Origin of the sequence: Streptomyces sp. NPDC051740 (assembly GCF_044453165.1) — a bacterium.
Lineage (GTDB): Bacteria > Actinomycetota > Actinomycetes > Streptomycetales > Streptomycetaceae > Streptomyces > Streptomyces atrovirens.
Map to the genome: position 1 here is coordinate 131,152 of NZ_JBITCL010000002.1, position 20,424 is coordinate 151,575.

A 20,424-nucleotide genomic window follows, 5' to 3' on the forward strand; every position below is an offset into this window, starting at 1 on the left:
TTGTCGGCCTCGGCCCCGGCCGGCGGTCTAGCGCGCGCCGAAGCGGGCCGCGTCGAAGTTGGCCGCGCCCATGTTCTTCTGGGCGTTGTCCTGCTGTTCGGTCTCACCGGTGGTGAACGCGGTGTCCATACCGCCCTGGCCTTCGAGGATCGCGCCGAGTGACTCGTTCAGCGCGGCGGTGATCTCGTCCGCGCGCGTCTTGAACGAGTCGAAGGCGACCTTTCCGGAACCGTTGAACTTGCCCTCCAGCGGCTCGGCCGCCTGGATGAGCATGCGGATCAGCGTGCCCAGGTCGGTGCTCGAACCGAACGTGTTCCTGCCCAGCTCCGACAGGGTCGTGGACCCCATGTCGAACTTCACGTGTGTCACCCCCGTGCGTCACGTACGCATCACAAAGCTGTTCGAACATGTTGTCGCACAACCCGTTGCGGACGCAACGCCGTTGATCACGGTGTGACGCGATCCGGACATGGTGGGGACAAGGCCGATGCCTGCGCACGTCGGCGCGAGGTACTCACCGGGACGGCGGCACGGTTCGTGGGGCACGGGGGCCGGAGCCGGGACGGGGTTCGTGCGAGTGCGAGTGCGAGGGAACGGTTCCTTCCGGGCTCGCGCGGAGCGCAAGCCGTGCGGTGCCGGATCGGACGCCGACGTCCGCCGGCACCGCACGCTGCTTCCCCCCGTTCCCCCGTGCGTGCACAGCCCCCACTGCGCACGGGCACCAGCATGCGCCCACCGGACGGTTGCATCCTTGACCGTCCGTGCAGGGATCTTGTCGATTCCGGCAGGACGCGCCGGGCCCTACCGGTCGCGGCCCGCGTGGTGACGGCGGTGGTCCGTCGGCGTCATGCCGTACGCGCGGCGGAAGACACGGCTGAAGGTGGCCGCGTCGGCGAAGCCCCACCGCGCGGCGATCGCGTGGACGGAGCGGCCCCGCAGCCGGGGGTCGGCCAGGTCGCGGCGGCAACGCTCCAGCCGGCGGTGGCGGATCCAGGCCGCCGGGGCCTCGCCCTCCGCCGCGAACAACTGGTGCAGATGCCGTACCGAGATGCCGTGGGCCGCCGCGACGGTCGCCGGGGACAGCGACGGATCGCCCAGGTGCTGGTCGATGAAGTCCCGGATCCGGGTGCGCAGGGCGCGCCGGCGGGACTCCGGCGGCAGCGCGTCCTCGGAGTCCGCGCAGCGGCCGAGCACGGAGGCGAGCAGATCCGTGGTCACCGAGGCCAGGGCCGGCACGTCGGCCTCGGTGAACTCGTCGGCCCGCCGGGCGACGTCGGCCAGCCAGCGGTGCAGCGCGCCGCCCGTGCCCCGGTCCACCGGGACCGGCACCGCCAGCAGGCGGCGCACCGCGCGCGGCGGCAGCGGGAGCCGGGCCCGGGGCAGGCTGACGACCACCGTCGTGGACCGCTGCGACGTCCTGTTGATGCGGACGTCGTACGGCAGGCTGGTGTCGGCCATGATGAGCTGCCCCGCCCCGAACACCCCCTCGGTGCCGTCCTGCGCCAGCATGCCGTCACCGGAGAGATGGCAGTTGATCTGGAGGACCTCGGGGTCGAAACGCCGGATGGTGCGCGGTGTGCGCGTGGTGTCCAGGTGCGGCAGGTCCAGCTCGGCGATCTGCAGGTCCCCCAGCGGCAGGACCCGCATCGTGGCCTCGAAGTCGTCGCTGCGCTCGCTGCGCAGCAGGTTGGGCACGTGCGTCCGCGTGGCGACGTCCTGCCACAGATCCCACCGCTCGGCGGGCGGCACCACTCCGGTCCGGAACTCCTGCACCAGCATCGTCACACGCCCCCAACGCGTACCGGACGACCGCATCCTGCCCAGGAGGACATCGTAGGGAACCGGGGCCGGAAGAATTCCGGAGAGACCGTGCAACCCTCCCCGCGCCTCGCGGGTCGTACGTGGAGTCAGGACTCCTGGGAGGGGACCCGGGGGGGGCTTGAGGGGTGCTGACGGGGGAGGGACCGAGGGGCCCGGTCGACGGACCGGGCCCCCTCGAAGTGGTGCGCGCCTCGTACCGGGCGTTGCTAGAAGAACACCCCGCAGCGCAGCAGCACGTTCGCGTACGGCCGTGCCTCGCCGGTGCGCACGACGAGCCGGGCGCCCGCGCTCAGCTCCTTGAGCCGCTCGTGCGGGACCAGGCCGAGGCCGGGGAAGCGGTCCGTCAGCAGCTCGGCCGCCGCCGGATTGGCCTCCCGCACCTCGGACGCGGCCGTGGCGCCCTCGACGACCAGCTCGTCGAGGAGCCCCTCCAGCACCTCCGCGAACGACGGCACCCCCGCGCGGAAGGCGAGGTCCACCACGCGCGGCCCGCCGGGTATCGGCATCCCGGCGTCGCACACCAGCACCCCGTCGCCGTGCCCGAGCTCGGCCAGGGCGCCGGCGAGGTGCCGGTTCAGGATCCCGCGCCTCTTCACCGGGTGCCGCCTTCCGGGGCCACGCCGGACGCGCTGTCCGGCTCCCGGGGGGCGTCCCCCGGATCGGCACGGCACAGCGCCGCGACCTCCGCCGCCGTGGGGAAGGACACCTGCGCGCCCTCCTTGGTGACCGTCGCCGCGCCCACCCGGGCCGCGTACGCCGCCGCCCCGGCGAGCGGTTCGCCCGCGCCGAGGCGCCAGGCCAGCGCGGCGGTGAACGCGTCACCCGCACCGGTGGTGTCCACGGCGCGCACCTCGACGGACGGGACGCGGGCGACACCGTCGGCGGAGGCCACCAGCGCGCCCTCGCCGCCCAGCGTCACCACCACCGACCGCGGGCCCTTCGCCAGCAGCAGCCGCGCCCAGTCCTCGGGCTGGTCGCTCACCCCGGCGGTGTCGCCGAGGATCACCTTCGCCTCGTGCTCGTTGACGATCAGCGGGTCGCAGGCCGCCAGCACCTCCGCCGGGAGCGGGCGCGGCGGGGACGGGTTCAGCACGAACCGGCTGCCCGGCACCAGGCTCCGCACCACCTCCACCACCGTCTCCAGCGGGATCTCCAGCTGCGCGGAGACCACCCGGGAGGCGTGGAACAGGCTCCCGGCCGCCCGCACGTCCGCCGGCGTCAGCCGGCCGTTGGCGCCCGGCGAGACGACGATGCTGTTGTCCCCCGACGGGTCCACCGTGATCAGCGCGACCCCGGTGGGCGCCCCGCCGACCAGCACGCCCACCGTGTCCACCCCGGCCGCCCGCTGCGAGTCCAGCAGCAGCCGCCCGTGCCCGTCGTCGCCGACCCGCGCCAGCAGGGCCGTACGGGCACCGAGCCGGGCGGCCGCGACCGCCTGGTTCGCGCCCTTGCCGCCCGGGTGGACGGCCAGGTCGGAACCGAGCACCGTCTCCCCGGCGCCGGGCCGGCGCTCGACCGCGGTCACCAGGTCGGCGTTGGCCGATCCCACGACCAGGAGGTCGTAGTCGTACATGAATCGCTCCCCGATCTCGGTGTGCGTCAGCCCTCGAAGCCGGCCACGTTCTCCCGGGTGACCACCTTCACCGGCACCTTCACCATGTTCTCCACCTTCTCGTCCTCGGCGGCCCGCAACGCGTTCCGTACCGCGATCCTGCCCAGTTCCGACGGCTGCTGCGCGACGGACGCGTACAACGTGCCGGCCTCGACCGCCTTCAGCCCGTCCGGCGTACCGTCGAAGCCGACGACCTGGACCGACTTGCCGGCCTTGGAACCGAGCGCCTTGATCGCGCCGAGCGCCATCTCGTCGTTCTCGGCGAAGACACCGTCGACGTCGGGGTGCGCCTGGAGCAGGTTCGTCATCACGTCCAGGCCCTTGGTGCGGTCGAAGTCCGCGGGCTGCTTGGCGACGACCTCGATGCCCGGGTACTCCTTCAGCCCGGCCGCGAAGCCCGCGCCGCGCTCCCGGCTGGCGGAGGTGCCGGCCTGCCCCTGGAGGATGACGATGGTGCCCTTGCCGCCGAGCTTCTCGGCGAGCGCCCTGGCGCCCAGCGCGCCGCCCTCGACGTTGTCGGAGGCGACCAGCGCGGCCGTCTCCCCCTTGTTGACCCCGCGGTCCACGGCGACGACCGGGATGCCGGCCTTGTTGGCGCCGCGCACGGCGGGACCGGCGGCGTCGGAGTCGACCGGGTTGACGACGACCGCGGAGAGCGAGCCGCTGGTGAAGTTCTGCAGCTGGTTGGCCTGCTGGGAGGCGTCGTTCTGGGCGTCCGTGACCGTCAGGTCCACGCCCAGCTTCTTCGCCTCCTCCTCGGCGCCGTTGCGGATCTGCACGAAGAACGGGTTGTTGAGCGTCGACAGCGACAGGCCGATCTTCTGCGTCTTCGCGGCCGAGGAGCCGTTGTGCAGCAGCGAGGTCGCGCCGACGACGGCCACCGCGACGACCGCGGCGATGACGTACGTCAGTGCCTGCTTGCCCCTGTTCCCGTTCCCGGACGCCCCGGCCGCCGGGGTGGTCGCGCCCGCCTTGCGGCGCAGCGTGTCGAAGAGGACGGCCAGCGCGATGACGACACCGATGACGACCTGCTGCCAGAACGCGGAGACGGACAGCAGGTTGAGCCCGTTGCGCAGCACGGCGAGGATCAGTGCGCCGATCAGCGTGCCCGACGCCTTGCCGGTGCCGCCCGCGAGGGAGGCGCCGCCGATGACGACGGCGGCGATCGCGTCCAGCTCGTAGCCCTGCGCGGCCTGCGGCTGCGCGGAGGACAGCCGGGAGGCGAGCACGATGCCCGCGGCGGCGGCGAACAGACCCGAGAACGCGTAGATGGCGAGCTTCTGCCGCTTCACCCGCAGGCCCGAAAGGCGCGCGGCCTCCTCGTTGCCGCCGATGGCGTACATGGACCGGCCGATGTACGTCCGTCCGAGCACGAAGGCGGTGAGCAGCCCCATGACGACCATCACGAGCACCGGCACGGGCAGCCAGCCGCCCAGCGTGTCACCCAGGTGGGAGACGGAGTCCGGGAAGGGGATCGGGGAGCCCTGCGAGATGACGAGCGACAGACCGCGCCCCACCGACAGCATGGCCAGCGTCGCGATGAACGGCGGCAGCTTCCCGTACGAGATGAGGAAACCGTTCACCAGACCGCAGGCGATGCCCGTCGCGACGGCCAGCAGGACGGCCAGGGCGACCGGGATCCCTGCCTCGGTCGCGCTCCACGCCAGCACGGTCGCGGACAGCGCGGCGACCGAGCCGACCGACAGGTCGATGCCCGCCGAGACGATCACGAAGGTGACGCCGAAGGCGAGGATCGCGGTCACGGCGGCCTGGACGCCGACGTTGAGGAGGTTGTCGGCGGTCAGGAAGTCCCCGGACAGCGCCGACATGGCGATGACGAGGACGATCAGCGCGGTCAGCGCGCCGTTGTCGAGGAGCAGGCGGCGCAGGCCGGCCGTGGCGCCGCCCTGCGCGCCCGGCTTGCCCTTGAGCGTGTCAGTGGCCACGGGAGGCCTCCGTTCCGTTGGTGTGAGTGCTGACGGCGAGGGCCATCACGGCGTCCTGGGTGGCCTGTTCGGCGGTGAGTTCGCCCGCGACGCGTCCCTGCGCCATGACGACGACGCGGTCGCTCATGCCGAGCACCTCCGGCAGATCGCTGGAGATCATGAGCACGGCGGCGCCGGCGGCCGTCAGTTCGTTGACGAGCTGGTAGATCTCGACCTTCGCGCCGACGTCGATGCCGCGCGTCGGCTCGTCGAGGATGAGCACCTTGGTGTCCGCCAGCAGCCACTTGCCGATGACGACCTTCTGCTGGTTGCCGCCGGAGAGCGTGCGGACGTGCTGCCCGAGCCCGGCCATCCGCACGCCGAGCTGCCCGGCGATCCGCTCGGCGGCCTCGTGCTGCCCCTTGAGGTCGACGAGCCCCGCGCGGGAGGCGGACCGGAGGGTGACCAGGCCGAGGTTCTCCTCGACGGAGGCGTCGAGGACGAGCCCCTGCCCCTTGCGGTCCTCGGGCACGAGCCCGATCCCGGCCGCCATGGCGGCGTTCACGTCGTGGCGGCGCAGCGGGGTCCCCGCGACGTGCACGGCCCCGGCGTCGTACGGATCGGCCCCGAACACCGCCCGGACCACCTCCGTCCGCCCGGCGCCCACGAGCCCCGCGATGCCGACGACCTCACCGGCCCGCACCTCGAAACCCACGTCGTGGAAGACACCGTCCCGGGTCAGTCCCTCGACCTTGAGCAGCGCGTCACCGGCCTCGGCGCGCTCGCGCGGGTACTGCTGCTCGATCGACCGCCCGACCATGAGCCGTACCAGCTCGTCCTCGGGGGTCGAGGCGGGCACCTGCCCGACGCTGCGCCCGTCCCGGATGACGGTGACCCGGTCCCCCAGGGCGGCGATCTCCTCCAGGTGATGGGTGATGAACACGATCCCGACGCCGTCCTCGCGCAGCCGCCGCACGATGGCGAACAGCTTCTCGACCTCCTCGGAGGTCAGCACGGCGGTCGGCTCGTCCATGACGAGCACGCGCGCGTCCAGACTGAGCGCCTTGGCGATCTCGACCATCTGGAGCCGCGCGATGCCGAGTTCGCGCACGCGCGCACGGGGGGAGACGTCCACCCCGACCCGCTTCAGCAGCACCTCGGCGTCCGCGTCCATCCTCTTCCGGTCGATCATCCCGAACCGGCGCGGCTGCCGCCCGAGGAAGATGTTCTCGGCGACCGTCAGATCGGGGACGAGGTTGAACTCCTGGTAGATGGTGGCGATCCCGAGCCGCTCGGAGTCCTGCGCACCGTGGATGCGCACCTCCTCGCCGCCGACCGTGATCCGGCCGGCGTCGGGCGTGTAGGCACCGGAGAGCATCTTGATCAGCGTGCTCTTGCCGGCGCCGTTCTCACCGAGGAGCACGTGCACCTCGCCCCGGCGCAGGTCGAAGTCGACGCTGTCGAGGGCGACCACGCCCGGGAAGGTCTTGCGGATGCCCTCGATGCGCAGCAACTCGTCCGGGCTGCTCACGACGTACTCCTTCGTACGGGGGACGGGGACTGTGGGGGTACCGGCTCACCGCACGAGCGGCGCACGACGAGCCGGGCGGGGAGGGTGACGGACTCGCCGGGGCCGCCCTCGATCCGGTCGACGAGCGCGCGTACGGCGGCCCGGCCCAGCGCGCCGGTCGGCTGGGCGATGGCGGTGACCGGCGGATCGGTGTGCACGAACCAGCGGATGTCGTCGAACGCGGCCAGCGCGATGTCGTCGGGCACCCGCAGCCCGCGCGCGCGTACGGCGTCCAGCGCGCCGAGCGCCATCAGGTTGTCGGCGGCGAACACGACCTCGGGCGGCTCGGCCAGGTCGAGGAAGCCCTCGGTGACCCGGCGCCCGCTGTCGGCCTGGAAGTCGCCCTGGCCGATGTAGGCGTCGGGGAGGGGGAGCCCGTACGCGCCGAGCGCCTCCCGGAAGGCGTCCACGCGCTCGCGGCCGGTGGTGGTGGCGGCCGGCCCGGCGATGATCGCGAGCCGCCGGTGCCCGAGGGCGTACAGGTGCGCGACCAGATCCCGTACGGCGCCGCGTCCGTCCGACCTGACGACGGGTACGTCCACGCCGGGGATCCACCGGTCGACGAACACCATGGGCGTGCCCGCGCGGGCGGCGTCCAGCATGCGCGGGGAGCCGCCGTCGGTGGGGGAGACGAGCAGGCCGTCGATACGCCGGTCCAGCAGGGTGGTGACGTGGTGGTCCTGGAGGTCGGGCCGCTCGTCGGCGTTGCCGATGATCACGCTGTACCCGAGCGCGCGGGCCTCCTCCTCGACGGAGCGGGCCAGCTCGGTGAAGTACGGGTTCATCACGTCGCTGATGACCAGCCCGAGGGTGCGGGTCTGGTCGGTGCGCAGGGAGCGGGCGACGGCGTTCGGGCGGTAGCCCAGCGCCTCGACGGCGGCCAGCACGCGGGTGCGGGCGTCCGCGCTGACCGACGGGTGGTCGTTCAGGACGCGCGACACCGTGGCGACGGACACCCCGGCCCGCGCGGCGACGTCCTTGATGCTCGCCATCGCCGTTCCACCTCCTCGTGGAATCGATTACACGGAGGATTGGAATCGATTACACGGGTGGCTGACAAGAGGGTGCGGGGTGGCCGAAATCGAATCGTGACCGGGGTGGGGGAGCGCGGCGGAGGACGCCTGCCGGCGAGGAGGCCCTCGGGCCGCCCAGGACCTGTCCTGGCGATCATGAGCGGAGCCAGACCGCAAGAGCCGCGGTGGTGACCGTGCCGAGGAAGATGTAGACGCGTTTGTCATACCGGGTCGCGACCGCGCGGAAGTTCTTCAGCCGGTTGATCGCTCGCTCAACGGTGTTGCGCTTCTCGTAGCGGTCCTGGTCGAAGCCGGGTGACCGTCCGCCGCGTGAGCCTTCGCGCAGGCGGGCGGCCTGGCTGTCGGTCTTCTCCGGGATCGCGTGCCGGATACCGCGACGCCGCAGGTACTCGCGGGCGGGGCCGTTGCTGTAAGCCTTGTCGGCCGCGAGACTGTTCGGCTTCTTGCGGGGCCTGCCCGCCCAGCGTCGCGGTCTCGGTGGCCGGGGCGAGCGCGGCCAGCATCGTGAGCGCCTCGATGCACGGGCTGATCAGGGAGTCGTTGACGAAGAGCGAGGAGAAGCCCGAGCGTTCGGCCTGGCGTCCGAAGGCGACCAGCTCGCGAGGGTCGTCGGACGCGCCCCACTGGGCGGTTCCGGTCGGAAGCAGTACACCGATGTCCATGCCACAGATGTTCACGACCGGTTCGGGTGGCGACAATTCCCTGCGGGGAATGGCCCGGGACCCTTCCTCGTCGGTACAACAGGCCCGTGGACTTCCCTCGTACGCTTCGCGAACGCCGTACCCGCCGTCATCTCAGCCAGCTCGACCTGGCGCTGCGGGCGGGCACCACCCAGCGGCACCTCAGCTTCATCGAATCCGGCAGGTCCGTTCCGGGCCGGAACATGGTCGTGCGCCTGGCCGAGTCGCTGGAGCTGCCGCTGCGCGAGCGTAACGAACTGCTGCTGGCCGCCGGGTACGCGCCCGCCTACCCCGAGAGCTCACTGGACGACTCGGCGCTGGCCCCCGTGCGCACAGCGATCGACCACATCCTCCGGGGGCATCTGCCGTATCCGGCGCTGGTGGTGGACCGGGGCGGTGACCTGATAGCCGCGAACACCGCATTCGACCTGATCACCGAGGGTGCGGCCGCCGAACTGGTGGGCCCGGGCAGGAACATTTACCGCCTTGCGCTGCATCCCGACGGCCTGGCTCCCCGCATCCGCAACCTCGCCGAATGGGCGCGCCACATCCTGGCCCGCCTCGGCCACCTGGAGGAGTTGCGCGCCGAGCTCACCGGGTACGTTCCCGAGCTGGAGCGGTCCGCCGGGCTGCTCGGTTTCGCAGTTCCACTCCGCCTGCGGTCCTCGTACGGCGAGCTGAGCCTGATGACGACCGTGACGACCTTCGCCACCGCCGTTGACGTGACACTTGCCGAGCTGAAGCTGGAGGCGTTCCTGCCGGCAGACCCGGCGACAGCCGAGGCTCTCACGGCCGCCGCCAGACCGATGGCCTCCGCTGCTGCGGGTCAGGCCCCCGGAAACATGTAGTCGGCCTTGATCCGGCCGTCGTCGTCGAGCACCAGAATCTCCAAGCCCCCACCCACCACGTCGCCGGTTTCGGTGGACACCGCCTCCCAGCCGAACTTGACCAGGCCGTGAAGGCGTACCGCATCGGCGCGTGCCCGGAAGGTGAATCCCCTTTTCTCGACGAACCGCTCGTAGCTTCGCGCCACTCGGGTCTCGATGGCGTCGTGCCCCTGAGCCTCCAGAGTCGTGTGGCCGAAGCCGAGTTCCGCAGCGATCTCCCGAATCTCCGCGGGCGGCTGCAGGATGTGAGTGGCGTCGTCGGACCACAGCCGCTCGATGGCCGCGCGGCGTTCGGCGGCGTCCGGCACTGTCCACTGAGCCATATAGCGGTGGGCCAGGTGCTGCGGGTCGATCTCGATCATGTACATCTCCTTGCCGGGCGGGTCGCTTCGGACCAGATCCTGCGGCGCGCGGCCGAGACCGACAATTCCCTGCAGGGAATGGGCTTTCAAGTCAGGAACGGCGGCGGTCATGCATGATCTCAGTGAAATGATCACTACATGAGCGGTGTGATTCCGGCGTCGGAGCCGTTTGGATAGCTCCCTTCACCGGGCTGAGTCCGCAGATTTCCGGCAAGCTGGTGGCCCGGCTGCGGCGTGAGGGCGCCGACGCGTCCAGCCGGGGCGGCCGTGGAAGCTGTCACTTGAGGACCGTGTGCTGCTGGTGGCAGCGTACTGGCGGACGAACCTGACGCTGCGGCAACTGGCTTTGCTCTTCGGGGTGTCGAAGTCCGCGGCCGACCGCGTCATCGACGACCTCGGCCCGAAGTTCGCGCTCCGGCCGCGCAAGCGGTTCGCGAAGGATGCGGTGCTGATCGTGGACGGCACCCTGGTCCCGACCAGGGACCACAAGGTGGCTGAGCAGTCGAAGAATTACCGCTGCTCCACCGACCATCAGGTGGTCGTCGACGCCGGCACCCGGCTGGTGGTCCTGGTCGGCTGGCCGCTGCCGGGGAACCGGAACGACTGCCGGGCCTGGGCCGAGTCCGGTGCCGCGGCCGCCGTCAGGAACACCACCACGATCGCCGACGGCGGCTGTCCGGGCACAGGCCTGGTCATTCCGCACCGCCGCCGCAGGGCGAGGAACTTCCGGTATGGAAGCAGGCCCACGACAAGAGCCACAAGCGGGTGAGAGCCCGCGTCGAGCACGCCTTCGCCCGCATGAAGACCTGGAAGATCCTTCGCGATTGCCGCCTACGCGGTGACGGCGTCCACCATGCGATGTCCGGCATTGCCCGCATGCACAACCTCATGCTCGCCGGACAGGCACCCGGTCCCCGCGACGTCAGGACGCACCCCGACCGGGAGAACGATCACTTACGGGACAGCTCTCAGTCACCTGAGAATCCGAAGATTCCCAGGTGAGTCGGCTTGTCGCCGGAGTAGAGGACGATGTAGTAACCGGTCCACCTCATCCGGCACTCGCCTAGCAGGCTTTGCTCGTACTCCTCGTGGCTCGCGGCCTCGTCGGCGGCAGCAGCGTGTTCCTCGTACTGCTCGACCGACGGGCGATCTGTGCCGAAGTGGTGCATCACGCGGGTGAGGGCAAGAGGGCGCAGGGTGCCGTAGTCGGCGATACCGGAGCGTGTCGGCGGGGCATCCGTGGCGACAACCCCGTCGATGTCGAGGATCGTATGGGTACCCTCGGTCCCCATGAACTCCTCGTCCTCGTAGAGATCCTCCAGGCTTCGGTATCGGGCATCGTCGCCGTATTCCTCCTGGAACACCCTGGCCTGCAATGCCGCCAAAGCCGCCTCGACATCACCGTCGTACCTGGTGACGTGACCCCATCCGCTGGCGCCCATCGACCCACCCCTCCCTGAAGATCGTGAACGCGCGAACGATAGCGGCGGGGACTGACAACGCAGCGGCCTGGCGGCGGGTTCTGCTCGACGTCCCGGACGGAGGTGTCCGAGCGGTCGACCGCATCACGAAGATCACCAGGACAGGTCCTGGCCTCTTCGCCGGTGCCGTGCTTCCGTGAGCCGGGCAGAGGGCGCTCCGTCACGCCCCGTGCCGCTCACGGCGACGGCACTCCGGGCCGCAGGCCGGCGGTCACGTTTCCTGCGCGTCGCCGTCGCCGTCGCCGTCGCCGTCGCCGTCGCCGTCGCCGTCGCCGTCGCCGTCGCCGTCGCCGTCGACGTCCGCGCGCGTGATCACTGGAGGGCGCCGCTGTGCCTGCCCTCGGCGAGCAGGGCCTGGACCAGGGCGGACTTCGCGCCCGGAGCCACGAGCCAGAGGGGCGCGGCGGAACGGCTCCTGAAGATCTCGATGCGGTGGCAGCCCATGACGTACCCCACTATCACCGTCTGCTGCACCCCGGTCACCTCGCTCCACGCCACGGAGTCGCGTATCCGGCCGAACCGGCCGGTGACGGCCACGCCGCCCGCGCACAGGTAACACCTGTTCACACCGAGCCGGGCGGTCAGCAGGCGCCACCCGAACTTCAGGGCGTACACCACGGCCACCACGACCGTCGCGACGGCGGCGTTGTCGTCGACCGCGTCCGGATCGACGACGGTGGCGATCAGCAGGGCGATCCAGAGGATCAGCAGGAACCCTCGCAGCACCTGGAACATGGCGCCCATCGCCGGGTTGATGACGGCGTGGTCGCCACGGATCCCACCGAGTCCCAGACCAGCCACTCTGTCGCGCATGGATCCCCCTCGGTCCAAGCCGGATCCGCGCGCACGGCATGCGCGCGGCAGGGCATGGCATACCCGCGCCGCCGGTGCCCCGAACGGGATCGCCCCGGCGGATTCCCCGTCCTTTCCGACCCTCAAGTGACTGCCGTAGGAGAACAGTTGACCTTTTCGCGCGTACGCCGTGAAGCGGGAACGGCGGTCGCCGACGCCGAGTGCGTCGTGCCCCGGTGGGGTACCACCGACGGCGCTGGTCCTCACGCGGCGGGCGGAGGTGCGACAACGGGCGGGTTGAGGCGGGCGAAGCCTTCCTGGCGCTGGTAGGGGAAGTACGGGTAGGGCGCCGTCCTGTCGCTCGCCGCGTCGAGTTTCGCCGTCTGCTCGGGCGTGAGCGTCCAGCCGACGGCGCCGAGGTTCTGGCGGAGCTGGCGCTCGTCGCGGGCGCCGATGATGACGGAGGAGACGGTCGGTCGCCGCAGCAGCCAGTTGAGGGCGATCTGCGGAACGCTCCTGCCGGTCTCCCGCGCGACCTCGTCGAGGGCGTCGACCACGCGGTAGAGGTGTTCGTCCTCGACCGGCGGGCCGTGGTCCGCGGTGCGGTGCAGTCGGCTGCCGGCCGGCAGCGGCCGGCCGCGGCGGACCTTGCCGGTGAGCCGTCCCCAGCCGAGCGGGCTCCAGACGAGGGCTCCGAGCCCCTGGTCGAGCCCGAGGGGCATCAGCTCCCACTCGTAGTCGCGGCCGATGAGCGAGTAGTAGACCTGATGCGCGACATAGCGCGGACGGCCGTGTCTCTCCGCGCTCGCGAGGGACTTCATCGCCTGCCAGCCGGAGAAGTTGGAGATGCCGAGGTAGCGGACCTTCCCCGCCCGTACGAGATCGTCGAGCGCGGACAGGACTTCCTCGACCGGTGTGCCGGCGTCGTAGGCGTGCAGCTGGAACAGGTCGATGTGGTCGGTGCCGAGCCGGCGCAGGGCGTCCTCGCACGCGGTGATCAGGCGTGCGCGGGAGGTGCCCGCGTCGCCGGGGCCGTCGCCCATCGGCAGGCCGGTCTTGGTGGACACGATCACCCGGTCCCTGCGGCCCTTGATCGCTTCGCCCAGCACCTCCTCGGAGGCCCCGCCGGAGTAGACGTCGGCGGTGTCGAACATCGTGACTCCGGCGTCGAGGCAGATGTCCACGAGACGTCGTGCTTCCCGCGCGTCCGTGGTGCCCCAGGCGCCGAACAGCGGCCCCTGGCCGCCGAAGGTGCCGGCGCCGAAGCTCAGTGCGGGGACCTTGAGGCCGGACGCGCCCAGCCGCCTGTACTCCATGGCTGTACCTCTCTCATCACACGACCTGGCTAACGGGTCTGTAGTTCCATTAATGTGGACCCCAACGTAGCAGGTGTGAGTGATTAATGGAACTGGGGTGCCGTTATGGAGTTCGAGGGTGCGGATCCGGGGACCGTTCGCCCTGGTGGGCGCACGGCGCGGGTGCGGGCGTCGGTGCTGCGGGCGGCCGGGGACGCCCTGGCGGAGCACGGCTTCGCCCACCTGGACCTCGCCGACGTCGCGCGCCGTGCCGAGGTGGGCAAGACCACCGTCTACCGGCGCTGGGGGACGGTGACCGGCCTGGTGGCCGATCTGCTGCTGGACATGGCCGAGCAGTCACTGCCGCGTACCGAGACCGGCTCGCTGCTCGGTGACCTCAAGGCCAACGCCCGGCTCGTGCAGCGCACCTTGTCCGACCCGCGGCAGGGAGCGCTGTTCAAGGCGGTGATCGCCGCCGCCACCTGCGAGGCGAGGACGGCCGAGGCCCTGCGCCGCTTCTACGACGTCCGCGTCGAGGAGTGGGCGCCCTGCGTCCAGCAGGCCGTCGACCGGGGCGAGGTCCCCGAGGGGACCGACGTCCACGAGGTGATCCGCGCCGTCTCCGCCCCCCTCTACTACCGCCTGCTGACCGGCGGCGCCCCCCTCGACGAAGCGGCCGCGGACCGGGCCGCCGAGGCCGCGGTGGCGGCAGCGCGCGCGGGAGTGTACGTACGGGGCGGCGAAGGCCGTACGTGACGGGCTTCCCGCTTCATGTCCGCTCACGGGGGTCGAGCGGGCGCGGGAAGCTCCGCGCGGACAGGCCGTGTGTCCCGGCCGCGCGTCAGGCCGCCGACAGCTCGCACCACACGTACTTGCCCCGGCTGCCCTGTCTGGCCAGTGGCTGCCACCCCACACGTCGGCGCAGGCCCGCACCAGCGCCGGCCCCCGCCCGTCCTCCGCCTCCTCCTCGAACGGCCTCGGCGGCTCCGGGGGTTGGGGGTCCGCGTCCCACACCCCGATCCGCAACGTCCCCGGCGGCGACCAGCGCACGCGCAGGCCGGCGGGGCCCTTGGTGTGCCGTACGGCGTTGGAGACCGGCTCGGTGGCGAGCGGTTCGGCGACGTCGACGAGGCGGATCAGTCCGTGCACGGTCAGGATCAGGCGGAGGGTACGGCGGCTGACGGTGACGGTGCGGAGGTCGGTTGATGGTCCTGAGGCGCGAACCAACCGCACGTCAGGTGCGCCTTGGACTTGAGCTGCGCAGGCTCCGCGAGGCGGCAGGGCTCACCACCATCGAGGCGGCAGCGCTGCTCGGGGTGAATCGGGTGCAGATCAGCCAGATCGAAACCGGGGTCACGGGTGTGAGTGAGCAGCGACTGCGCCGCCTTGCATCCCACTATGCGTGCACGGACGAGGAGTTCACCGCAGCCCTGACCACTATGGCCACTGACCGGACTCAGGGCTGGTGGGAGGAGTACCGGGGCCACCTGCCCACCTCGTTCCTGGACCTCGCCGAACTGGAACACCACGCCGTGTTCTTGCGGGAGGTGGCGCTCCTGTACGTGCCGGGCCTGCTTCAGACGGAGGATTACGCACGGGCGGTCTTTTCCTCAAGGGTTCCTGAACTGACTCGCGAAGAACTTGATCTGCGCGTAGGGCACCGCATGAGGCGCCAAAAGATCACGACTCCATACGAGTTGGTGATCCACGAGTCCGCCCTGCGTATCAGGGTCAGCGACCGTGCTGCGTCCCGGGATCAACTCGCCAAGCTCCTGGAGTTCTCCGAAGCGGACCGCATCACCGTGCGCGTCATCCCCTTCGACCTGGATGGCTTCGCCAGGGCGGGCAGCACCATGACGTATGCGGGTGGCCCCGTGCGCAGGCTGGACACTGTGGTGCGGGACGTGCCGCACGGCTCGGCGTTCATCGATTCCGAAGCGCAGCTCGCTGCTTTTCGAACGCGCTTCCGTAAGGTGGAAGCCGTCTCGCTCGGCACCGAGCGGTCGCGAGACTTCATCAACCGCCTGGCGAAAGAGCTGTGAGGCATCCATGGACAACTGGCGGAAGTCGTCCTACTCGGGTCCCGACGACGGCAACAACTGCGTCGAGATCGCGAACGTCTCCACCCGTATAGCCGTCCGCGACTCCAAGGCCCCCGCCCGGGCCACCCCGACCTTCCCGCCGGAGGCCTTCGCCCCCTTCCTCGAAGACCTCAAGTCACAGCCGCGCCGTTAACCGTCCCTGCCGTACCTGCGGAACTCCGACGTCTCCACCGTCCACGGCCCGAACGGCACCGAGTCGCCGAAGATGTACGGCTCCTTGTTGCTGTAGCGGCCCTTGCACGGCTCGGAGTGCACCTCGATCGTGCCGGTGCGCGGGTCGACGATCATGTAGTGCGGGATGCCCATGGCCGGATAGTCGGCCAATTTCTCGTCGTAGTCGTTGCTCGGGTTGGACGGCGAGACGATCTCGACAGCGGCCAGCACCTGCGTCGCGTCGACGGCCAGGCCCTCCTCGTCGAGGGTGGCCTCGGGGATCACAACGGCATCGGGTCGGCGCATGCGTCCGATGGCCGGGTGCTCGATCTCGGGTCCGTTCGCGCAGATGTGACCGGGGTGGGTGCGGGGCAGTTGCGCGTCCAACTGCTTGCAGATGCGGCGGACAGTCCCCTCGTGGCGCTTCGACGGGCACATCATCGCCAGTATCGGACCGGACGGCCCGATCTCGACACTCCACGACCCCTCGAGCTGCTCCGAGTAGGCCCCGAGCTCTGCGGCGATGGCGCGCATCTTGGCGTAGTCCATGAGCCCAGAGTACTGAGGGGGCGACTCTCCGGCCGCCCTGTCAGTCCCCAGCGGTACCGTCGGATCATGCCCAACCAGTCCGCCCAACCCTCCGCGGCCCCCGGCGAACGCCGGCTCGCCACCCTCGAAGGCGTGCTGGAGCGCATCACGTACGCCAACGAGGAGAACGGCTACACGGTCGCCCGGGTCGACACCGGCAGAGGCGCCGGTGATCTGCTCACCGTCGTCGGCGCGCTGCTCGGCGCGCAGGTCGGGGAGTCGCTGCGGATGGAGGGGCGCTGGGGGTCGCACCCGCAGTACGGGAAGCAGTTCCACGTCGAGAACTACACGACCCTCCTCCCCGCCACGGTGCAGGGCATCCGCCGTTACCTCGGCTCCGGCCTGGTCAAGGGCATCGGACCGGTCTTCGCCGACCGCATCACCCAGCACTTCGGGCTGGACACGCTCCAGATCATCGAGGAGGAGCCCAAGCGGCTCATCGAGGTCCCCGGGCTCGGCCCCAAGCGGACCAAGAAGATCGCCGACGCCTGGGAGGAGCAGAAGGCGATCAAGGAGGTCATGCTCTTCCTCCAGACCGTCGAGGTGTCCACCTCCATCGCCGTCCGCATCTACAAGAAGTACGGCGACGCCTCGATCTCCGTCGTGAAGAACCAGCCGTACCGGCTCGCCGCCGACGTCTGGGGCATCGGCTTCCTCACCGCCGACAAGATCGCCCAGTCCGTCGGCATCCCGCACGACAGCCCCGACCGGGTGAAGGCCGGCCTGCAGTACGCCCTCTCGCAGGCCACCGACCAGGGGCACTGCTACCTCCCCGAGGAGAAGCTGATCGCCGACGCGGTGAAGCTGCTCCAGGTGGACACCGGCCTCGTCATCGAGTGCCTCGCCGAACTCGCCGCCGAGCCCGAAGAGGGGGAAGACCCCGGTGTCGTACGCGAGAAGGTCCCCGATCCGCAGGGCGGCGACCCCGTCACCGCCGTCTACCTCGTCCCCTTCCACCGCGCCGAACTGGCCCTCTCCGCCCAGTTGCAGCGCCTGCTCCGTACCGACGAGGACCGGATGCCGGTCTTCCGGGACGTGGCCTGGGACAAGGCGCTCGGCTGGCTGAAGGGGCGTACCGGCACCGACCTCGCCCCCGAGCAGGAGGCCGCCGTCAAGCTGGCGCTGAGCGAGAAGGTCGCCGTACTGACCGGCGGTCCCGGCTGCGGCAAGTCCTTCACCGTCCGGTCGATCGTGGAGCTGGCCCGCGCCAAGAAGGCCAAGGTCGTCCTCGCCGCCCCGACCGGCCGCGCCGCCAAGCGCCTCGCCGAGCTGACCGGAGCCGAGGCCTCCACCGTCCACCGCCTCCTGGAGCTCAAGCCCGGCGGCGACGCCGCCTACGACCGTGACCGCCCGCTCGACGCCGACCTGGTGGTGGTCGACGAGGCGTCCATGCTGGACCTCCTCCTCGCGAACAAGCTGGTCAAGGCCGTACCGCCGGGCGCCCACCTGCTCTTCGTCGGGGACGTCGACCAGCTCCCCAGCGTCGGCGCGGGGGAGGTGCTCCGGGACCTCCTCGCCGACGGCGGCCCCGTCCCCGCCGTCCGGCTCACCCGTGTCTTCCGCCAGGCCCAGCAGTCCGGCGTGGTGACCAACGCGCACCGGATCAACGCGGGGCAGCATCCCGTCACCGACGGCATGAAGGACTTCTTCCTCTTCGTCGAGGACGACACCGAGGAGGCGGGCCGGCTCACCGTGGACGTCGCGGCCCGGCGCATCCCGGCGAAGTTCGGCCTCGACCCCCGCCGTGACGTGCAGGTCCTCGCCCCCATGCACCGGGGCCCGGCCGGCGCGGGCACGCTCAACGGGCTGCTCCAGCAGGCCATCACCCCCGGCCGCCCCGACCTCGCCGAGAAGCGGTTCGGCGGCCGGGTCTTCCGCGTCGGCGACAAGGTGACCCAGATTCGCAACAATTACGAGAAGGGGGAGAACGGTGTCTTCAACGGCACCGTGGGCGTGGTCACCGCCCTCGACCCGGTCGACCAGCGTCTGACGGTGCTGACCGACGAGGACGAGGAGGTGCCGTACGAGTTCGACGAACTGGACGAGCTGGCGCACGCCTACGCCGTGACCATCCACCGTTCCCAGGGCAGCGAGTACCCGGCGGTCGTCATCCCGGTGACCACGGGCGCCTGGATGATGCTCCAGCGCAACCTGCTGTACACGGCGGTCACCCGGGCCAAGCGGCTGGTCGTCCTCGTCGGCTCCCGCAAGGCGATCGGACAGGCGGTGCGCACGGTCTCGGCGGGCCGCCGGTGCACGGCGCTGGACTTCCGCCTCGCCGGCTCCCGCCTCTCGACCCCCGCGTCACCCCTGTGAGCGGTCCGTCATCAAAAAATGATCGATCAAATGAGTCACGAAGGTCACAGAACCCTTCCGGACAGGGGGCACAGGGGGCAGGATGGGCAAGTTGGCGGCACTCAGTGCCGCCGATAGGCCCGATGGTCGACCCCGAGTGCACTCTCCTGCGCCGAGTGGGGGATGGTGGAGACAGTCAGGGCACCTCGAAGATGAGGCACTAGGTCGGTGAGGGAAGACGTGAGCGACAACTCTGTAGTACTGCGGTACGACGGCAGCGAGTACACCTACCCGGTGATCGACAGCACCGTCGGCGACAAGGGCTTCGACATCGGGAAGCTCCGCGCGCAGACCGGTCTGGTGACACTGGACAGCGGCTACGGCAACACCGCCGCCTATAAATCCGGGGTGACCTACCTGGACGGCGAGGCCGGCATCCTCCGGTACCGCGGCTACCCGATCGAGCAGCTGGCCGAGCGCTCCACCTTCCTGGAGGTCGCCTACCTGCTGATCAACGGCGAGCTGCCGACCGTCGACGAGCTCTCCGCGTTCAAGGGCGAGATCACGCAGCACACCCTGCTGCACGAGGACGTCAAGAACTTCTACAAGGGCTTCCCGCGCGACGCCCACCCGATGGCCATGCTGTCGTCGGTCGTCTCCGCGCTGTCGACGTTCTACCAGGACAGCCACAACCCGTTCGACGAGCAGCAGCGCAACCTCTCCACCATCCGGCTGCTCGCCAAGCTTCCGACGATCGCGGCCTACGCGTACAAGAAGTCGGTCGGCCACCCGTTCGTCTACCCGCGCAACGACCTCGGCTACGTCGAGAACTTCCTGCGCATGACGTTCTCGGTCCCGGCTCAGGACTACGAGCTCGACCCGGTCGTCGTGGCCGCCCTGGACAAGCTGCTCATCCTGCACGCGGACCACGAGCAGAACTGTTCGACCTCCACCGTGCGCCTGGTCGGCTCCTCGCAGGCGAACATGTTCGCCTCGATCTCCGCGGGTATCTCCGCCCTGTGGGGCCCGCTGCACGGCGGTGCCAACCAGTCGGTGCTGGAGATGCTGGAGGGCATCCGGGCCGACGGCGGCGACGTCGACTCCTTCATCCGCAAGGTGAAGAACAAGGAGGACGGCGTCCGCCTGATGGGCTTCGGCCACCGGGTCTACAAGAACTTCGACCCGCGCGCCAAGATCATCAAGGCTGCCGCGCACGATGTGCTGTCCGCCCTCGGCAAGTCCGACGAGCTGCTGGACATCGCGCTGAAGCTGGAGGAGCACGCGCTCTCCGACGACTACTTCGTCTCGCGCAGCCTCTACCCGAACGTCGACTTCTACACCGGTCTGATCTACCGGGCCATGGGCTTCCCGACCGAGATGTTCACGGTCCTGTTCGCCCTCGGCCGCCTTCCGGGCTGGATCGCCCAGTGGCACGAGATGATCAAGGAGCCGGGTTCCCGCATCGGCCGCCCGCGCCAGATCTACACGGGCGTCGTCGAGCGCGACTTCGTCCCGGTCGAGAAGCGCTGACACCTGCCGGTGGGGCGTTTGATGTGCGCCCGGCACCGGCCGGTGGGGGCGCTGAGCGCCCAGTAGCTCGTTGCTGAAGGGGTGTGGGCGGCTGCCGGCCGGTCTGTGGCTGGTCGCGCCCACGCGGCGGAGCCGCATATCGATACAGTCCCGCGCCCCTTCAGGCATGCTGCCCAGCCGCAAGCCGCAAGCCGCAAGCCGCAAGCCGCAAGCCGCAAGCCGCAAGCCGCAAGCCGCAAGCCGCAAGCCGCAAGCCGCAAGCCGCACGGAAGCCCGTGCCCCTTCGGGCGTGTCGCA

At 70.6% G+C, this 20,424-nt stretch carries 18 protein-coding genes and 4 pseudogenes; 7 read left to right on the forward strand and 15 right to left on the reverse strand.

The genetic code is table 11. The annotated features are described in order from the left end of the window. Window positions 1-27: 27 nt before the first annotated feature. From ACIA6T_RS03675 to ACIA6T_RS03715, 9 genes and pseudogenes are all read right to left on the reverse strand, one after another. Window positions 28-360, reverse strand: coding sequence for a hypothetical protein (locus tag ACIA6T_RS03675; protein ID WP_399444920.1), 333 nt, complete (start codon window positions 358-360; stop codon window positions 28-30). A 441-nt stretch (window positions 361-801) separates the two neighbouring features. Beyond that, on the reverse strand, window positions 802-1,779 hold the full coding sequence (locus ACIA6T_RS03680; protein WP_399445300.1) for a helix-turn-helix domain-containing protein: 978 nt from the start codon (window positions 1,777-1,779) through the stop codon (window positions 802-804). A 248-nt stretch (window positions 1,780-2,027) separates the two neighbouring features. Beyond that, window positions 2,028-2,417, reverse strand: coding sequence for a D-ribose pyranase (gene rbsD / locus ACIA6T_RS03685; RefSeq protein WP_399444921.1), 390 nt, complete (start codon window positions 2,415-2,417; stop codon window positions 2,028-2,030). Next, window positions 2,414-3,394, reverse strand: a complete 981-nt coding sequence (locus ACIA6T_RS03690; protein WP_399444922.1) for a ribokinase — start codon at window positions 3,392-3,394, stop codon at window positions 2,414-2,416. Before ACIA6T_RS03690 ends, rbsD begins: the two co-directional genes overlap by 4 nt. Window positions 3,395-3,420: 26 nt before the next feature. After that, a complete protein-coding gene (locus ACIA6T_RS03695; protein WP_399444923.1) occupies window positions 3,421-5,379 on the reverse strand; it encodes a substrate-binding domain-containing protein in 1,959 nt (652 codons plus the stop codon). Further along, complete coding sequence (locus ACIA6T_RS03700; protein WP_399444924.1) at window positions 5,369-6,889, reverse strand: sugar ABC transporter ATP-binding protein; 1,521 nt, start codon at window positions 6,887-6,889, stop codon at window positions 5,369-5,371. Before ACIA6T_RS03700 ends, ACIA6T_RS03695 begins: the two co-directional genes overlap by 11 nt. Beyond that, window positions 6,886-7,920 carry a LacI family DNA-binding transcriptional regulator gene (locus tag ACIA6T_RS03705; RefSeq protein WP_385057682.1) on the reverse strand — a complete coding sequence of 345 codons (1,035 nt, stop codon included), beginning with the start codon at window positions 7,918-7,920 and terminating at the stop codon, window positions 6,886-6,888. Before ACIA6T_RS03705 ends, ACIA6T_RS03700 begins: the two co-directional genes overlap by 4 nt. 175 nt (window positions 7,921-8,095) lie before the next feature. Further along, window positions 8,096-8,434: pseudogene (locus ACIA6T_RS03710) on the reverse strand (transposase); the annotation flags it as partial. Between the two features lie 46 nt (window positions 8,435-8,480). Further along, window positions 8,481-8,624 (reverse strand): annotated as a pseudogene (locus ACIA6T_RS03715) (LLM class flavin-dependent oxidoreductase); the annotation flags it as partial. A gap of 86 nt (window positions 8,625-8,710) precedes the next feature. On the opposite strand from ACIA6T_RS03715, the gene ACIA6T_RS03720 reads away from it, so the two are divergent. After that, window positions 8,711-9,490, forward strand: coding sequence for a helix-turn-helix domain-containing protein (locus ACIA6T_RS03720; RefSeq protein WP_399444925.1), 780 nt, complete (start codon window positions 8,711-8,713; stop codon window positions 9,488-9,490). Here ACIA6T_RS03720 and ACIA6T_RS03725 read toward each other — a convergent pair. Beyond that, window positions 9,469-10,002 (reverse strand): hypothetical protein, encoded by a 534-nt coding sequence (locus ACIA6T_RS03725; RefSeq protein WP_399444926.1) that lies wholly within the window; start codon window positions 10,000-10,002, stop codon window positions 9,469-9,471. The genes ACIA6T_RS03720 and ACIA6T_RS03725 overlap by 22 nt on opposite strands. Before the next feature lie 190 nt (window positions 10,003-10,192). Between ACIA6T_RS03725 and ACIA6T_RS03730 the strand changes: the two are divergent. Next, window positions 10,193-10,893: pseudogene (locus tag ACIA6T_RS03730) on the forward strand (transposase). On the opposite strand, the gene ACIA6T_RS03735 reads toward ACIA6T_RS03730, so the two are convergent. The 3 genes from ACIA6T_RS03735 to ACIA6T_RS03745 all read right to left on the reverse strand — a co-directional run bounded on the left by ACIA6T_RS03735 (window position 10,860) and on the right by ACIA6T_RS03745 (window position 13,480). Continuing rightward, window positions 10,860-11,333, reverse strand: coding sequence for a hypothetical protein (locus ACIA6T_RS03735; RefSeq protein ID WP_399444927.1), 474 nt, complete (start codon window positions 11,331-11,333; stop codon window positions 10,860-10,862). The pseudogene ACIA6T_RS03730 and the gene ACIA6T_RS03735 sit on opposite strands and share 34 nt — an antisense overlap. 351 nt (window positions 11,334-11,684) lie before the next feature. After that, window positions 11,685-12,185 (reverse strand): hypothetical protein, encoded by a 501-nt coding sequence (locus ACIA6T_RS03740; protein ID WP_399444928.1) that lies wholly within the window; start codon window positions 12,183-12,185, stop codon window positions 11,685-11,687. 242 nt (window positions 12,186-12,427) lie between these two features. Further along, window positions 12,428-13,480 (reverse strand): aldo/keto reductase, encoded by a 1,053-nt coding sequence (locus ACIA6T_RS03745; RefSeq protein ID WP_399444929.1) that lies wholly within the window; start codon window positions 13,478-13,480, stop codon window positions 12,428-12,430. A 105-nt stretch (window positions 13,481-13,585) separates the two neighbouring features. Here ACIA6T_RS03745 and ACIA6T_RS03750 point away from each other — a divergent pair, with 105 nt between their 5' ends. Then, a complete protein-coding gene (locus ACIA6T_RS03750; RefSeq protein WP_399444930.1) occupies window positions 13,586-14,215 on the forward strand; it encodes a TetR/AcrR family transcriptional regulator C-terminal ligand-binding domain-containing protein in 630 nt (209 codons plus the stop codon). An 85-nt stretch (window positions 14,216-14,300) separates the two neighbouring features. On the opposite strand, the pseudogene ACIA6T_RS03755 reads toward ACIA6T_RS03750, so the two are convergent. After that, window positions 14,301-14,692: pseudogene (locus ACIA6T_RS03755) on the reverse strand (ATP-binding protein). Between ACIA6T_RS03755 and ACIA6T_RS03760 the strand changes: the two are divergent. Together ACIA6T_RS03760 and ACIA6T_RS03765 are read left to right on the forward strand one after the other, a co-directional pair. After that, window positions 14,665-15,501 (forward strand): helix-turn-helix transcriptional regulator, encoded by an 837-nt coding sequence (locus ACIA6T_RS03760; protein WP_399444931.1) that lies wholly within the window; start codon window positions 14,665-14,667, stop codon window positions 15,499-15,501. The pseudogene ACIA6T_RS03755 and the gene ACIA6T_RS03760 sit on opposite strands and share 28 nt — an antisense overlap. A gap of 7 nt (window positions 15,502-15,508) precedes the next feature. Further along, the gene (locus tag ACIA6T_RS03765; protein WP_399444932.1) at window positions 15,509-15,694 is read left to right on the forward strand and encodes a DUF397 domain-containing protein; all 186 of its coding nucleotides are present in this window, start codon (window positions 15,509-15,511) and stop codon (window positions 15,692-15,694) included. On the opposite strand, the gene ACIA6T_RS03770 is transcribed toward ACIA6T_RS03765, so the two are convergent. After that, window positions 15,691-16,263 carry a Uma2 family endonuclease gene (locus ACIA6T_RS03770; protein ID WP_383609277.1) on the reverse strand — a complete coding sequence of 191 codons (573 nt, stop codon included), beginning with the start codon at window positions 16,261-16,263 and terminating at the stop codon, window positions 15,691-15,693. The genes ACIA6T_RS03765 and ACIA6T_RS03770 overlap by 4 nt on opposite strands. A gap of 66 nt (window positions 16,264-16,329) precedes the next feature. Here ACIA6T_RS03770 and ACIA6T_RS03775 point away from each other — a divergent pair, with 66 nt between their 5' ends. Continuing rightward, window positions 16,330-18,618 carry an ATP-dependent RecD-like DNA helicase gene (locus ACIA6T_RS03775; protein WP_399444933.1) on the forward strand — a complete coding sequence of 763 codons (2,289 nt, stop codon included), beginning with the start codon at window positions 16,330-16,332 and terminating at the stop codon, window positions 18,616-18,618. Between the two features lie 219 nt (window positions 18,619-18,837). Beyond that, window positions 18,838-20,127, forward strand: a complete 1,290-nt coding sequence (locus ACIA6T_RS03780) for a citrate synthase (RefSeq protein ID WP_399444934.1) — start codon at window positions 18,838-18,840, stop codon at window positions 20,125-20,127. The last annotated feature ends 297 nt before the right edge of the window (window positions 20,128-20,424 follow it).

Coding starts and splice junctions, on each gene's coding strand:
- ACIA6T_RS03680 (WP_399445300.1), bottom strand. CDS start 1,779: ATGCTGGTGCAGGAGTTCCGGACCGGAGTGGTGCCGCCCGCCGAGCGG.
- ACIA6T_RS03690 (WP_399444922.1), bottom strand. CDS start 3,394: ATGTACGACTACGACCTCCTGGTCGTGGGATCGGCCAACGCCGACCTG.
- ACIA6T_RS03705 (WP_385057682.1), bottom strand. CDS start 7,920: ATGGCGAGCATCAAGGACGTCGCCGCGCGGGCCGGGGTGTCCGTCGCC.
- ACIA6T_RS03725 (WP_399444926.1), bottom strand. CDS start 10,002: ATGACCGCCGCCGTTCCTGACTTGAAAGCCCATTCCCTGCAGGGAATT.
- ACIA6T_RS03735 (WP_399444927.1), bottom strand. CDS start 11,333: ATGGGCGCCAGCGGATGGGGTCACGTCACCAGGTACGACGGTGATGTC.
- ACIA6T_RS03740 (WP_399444928.1), bottom strand. CDS start 12,185: ATGCGCGACAGAGTGGCTGGTCTGGGACTCGGTGGGATCCGTGGCGAC.
- ACIA6T_RS03745 (WP_399444929.1), bottom strand. CDS start 13,480: ATGGAGTACAGGCGGCTGGGCGCGTCCGGCCTCAAGGTCCCCGCACTG.
- ACIA6T_RS03750 (WP_399444930.1), top strand. CDS start 13,586: ATGGAGTTCGAGGGTGCGGATCCGGGGACCGTTCGCCCTGGTGGGCGC.
- ACIA6T_RS03760 (WP_399444931.1), top strand. CDS start 14,665: ATGGTCCTGAGGCGCGAACCAACCGCACGTCAGGTGCGCCTTGGACTT.
- ACIA6T_RS03765 (WP_399444932.1), top strand. CDS start 15,509: ATGGACAACTGGCGGAAGTCGTCCTACTCGGGTCCCGACGACGGCAAC.
- ACIA6T_RS03770 (WP_383609277.1), bottom strand. CDS start 16,263: ATGGACTACGCCAAGATGCGCGCCATCGCCGCAGAGCTCGGGGCCTAC.
- ACIA6T_RS03775 (WP_399444933.1), top strand. CDS start 16,330: ATGCCCAACCAGTCCGCCCAACCCTCCGCGGCCCCCGGCGAACGCCGG.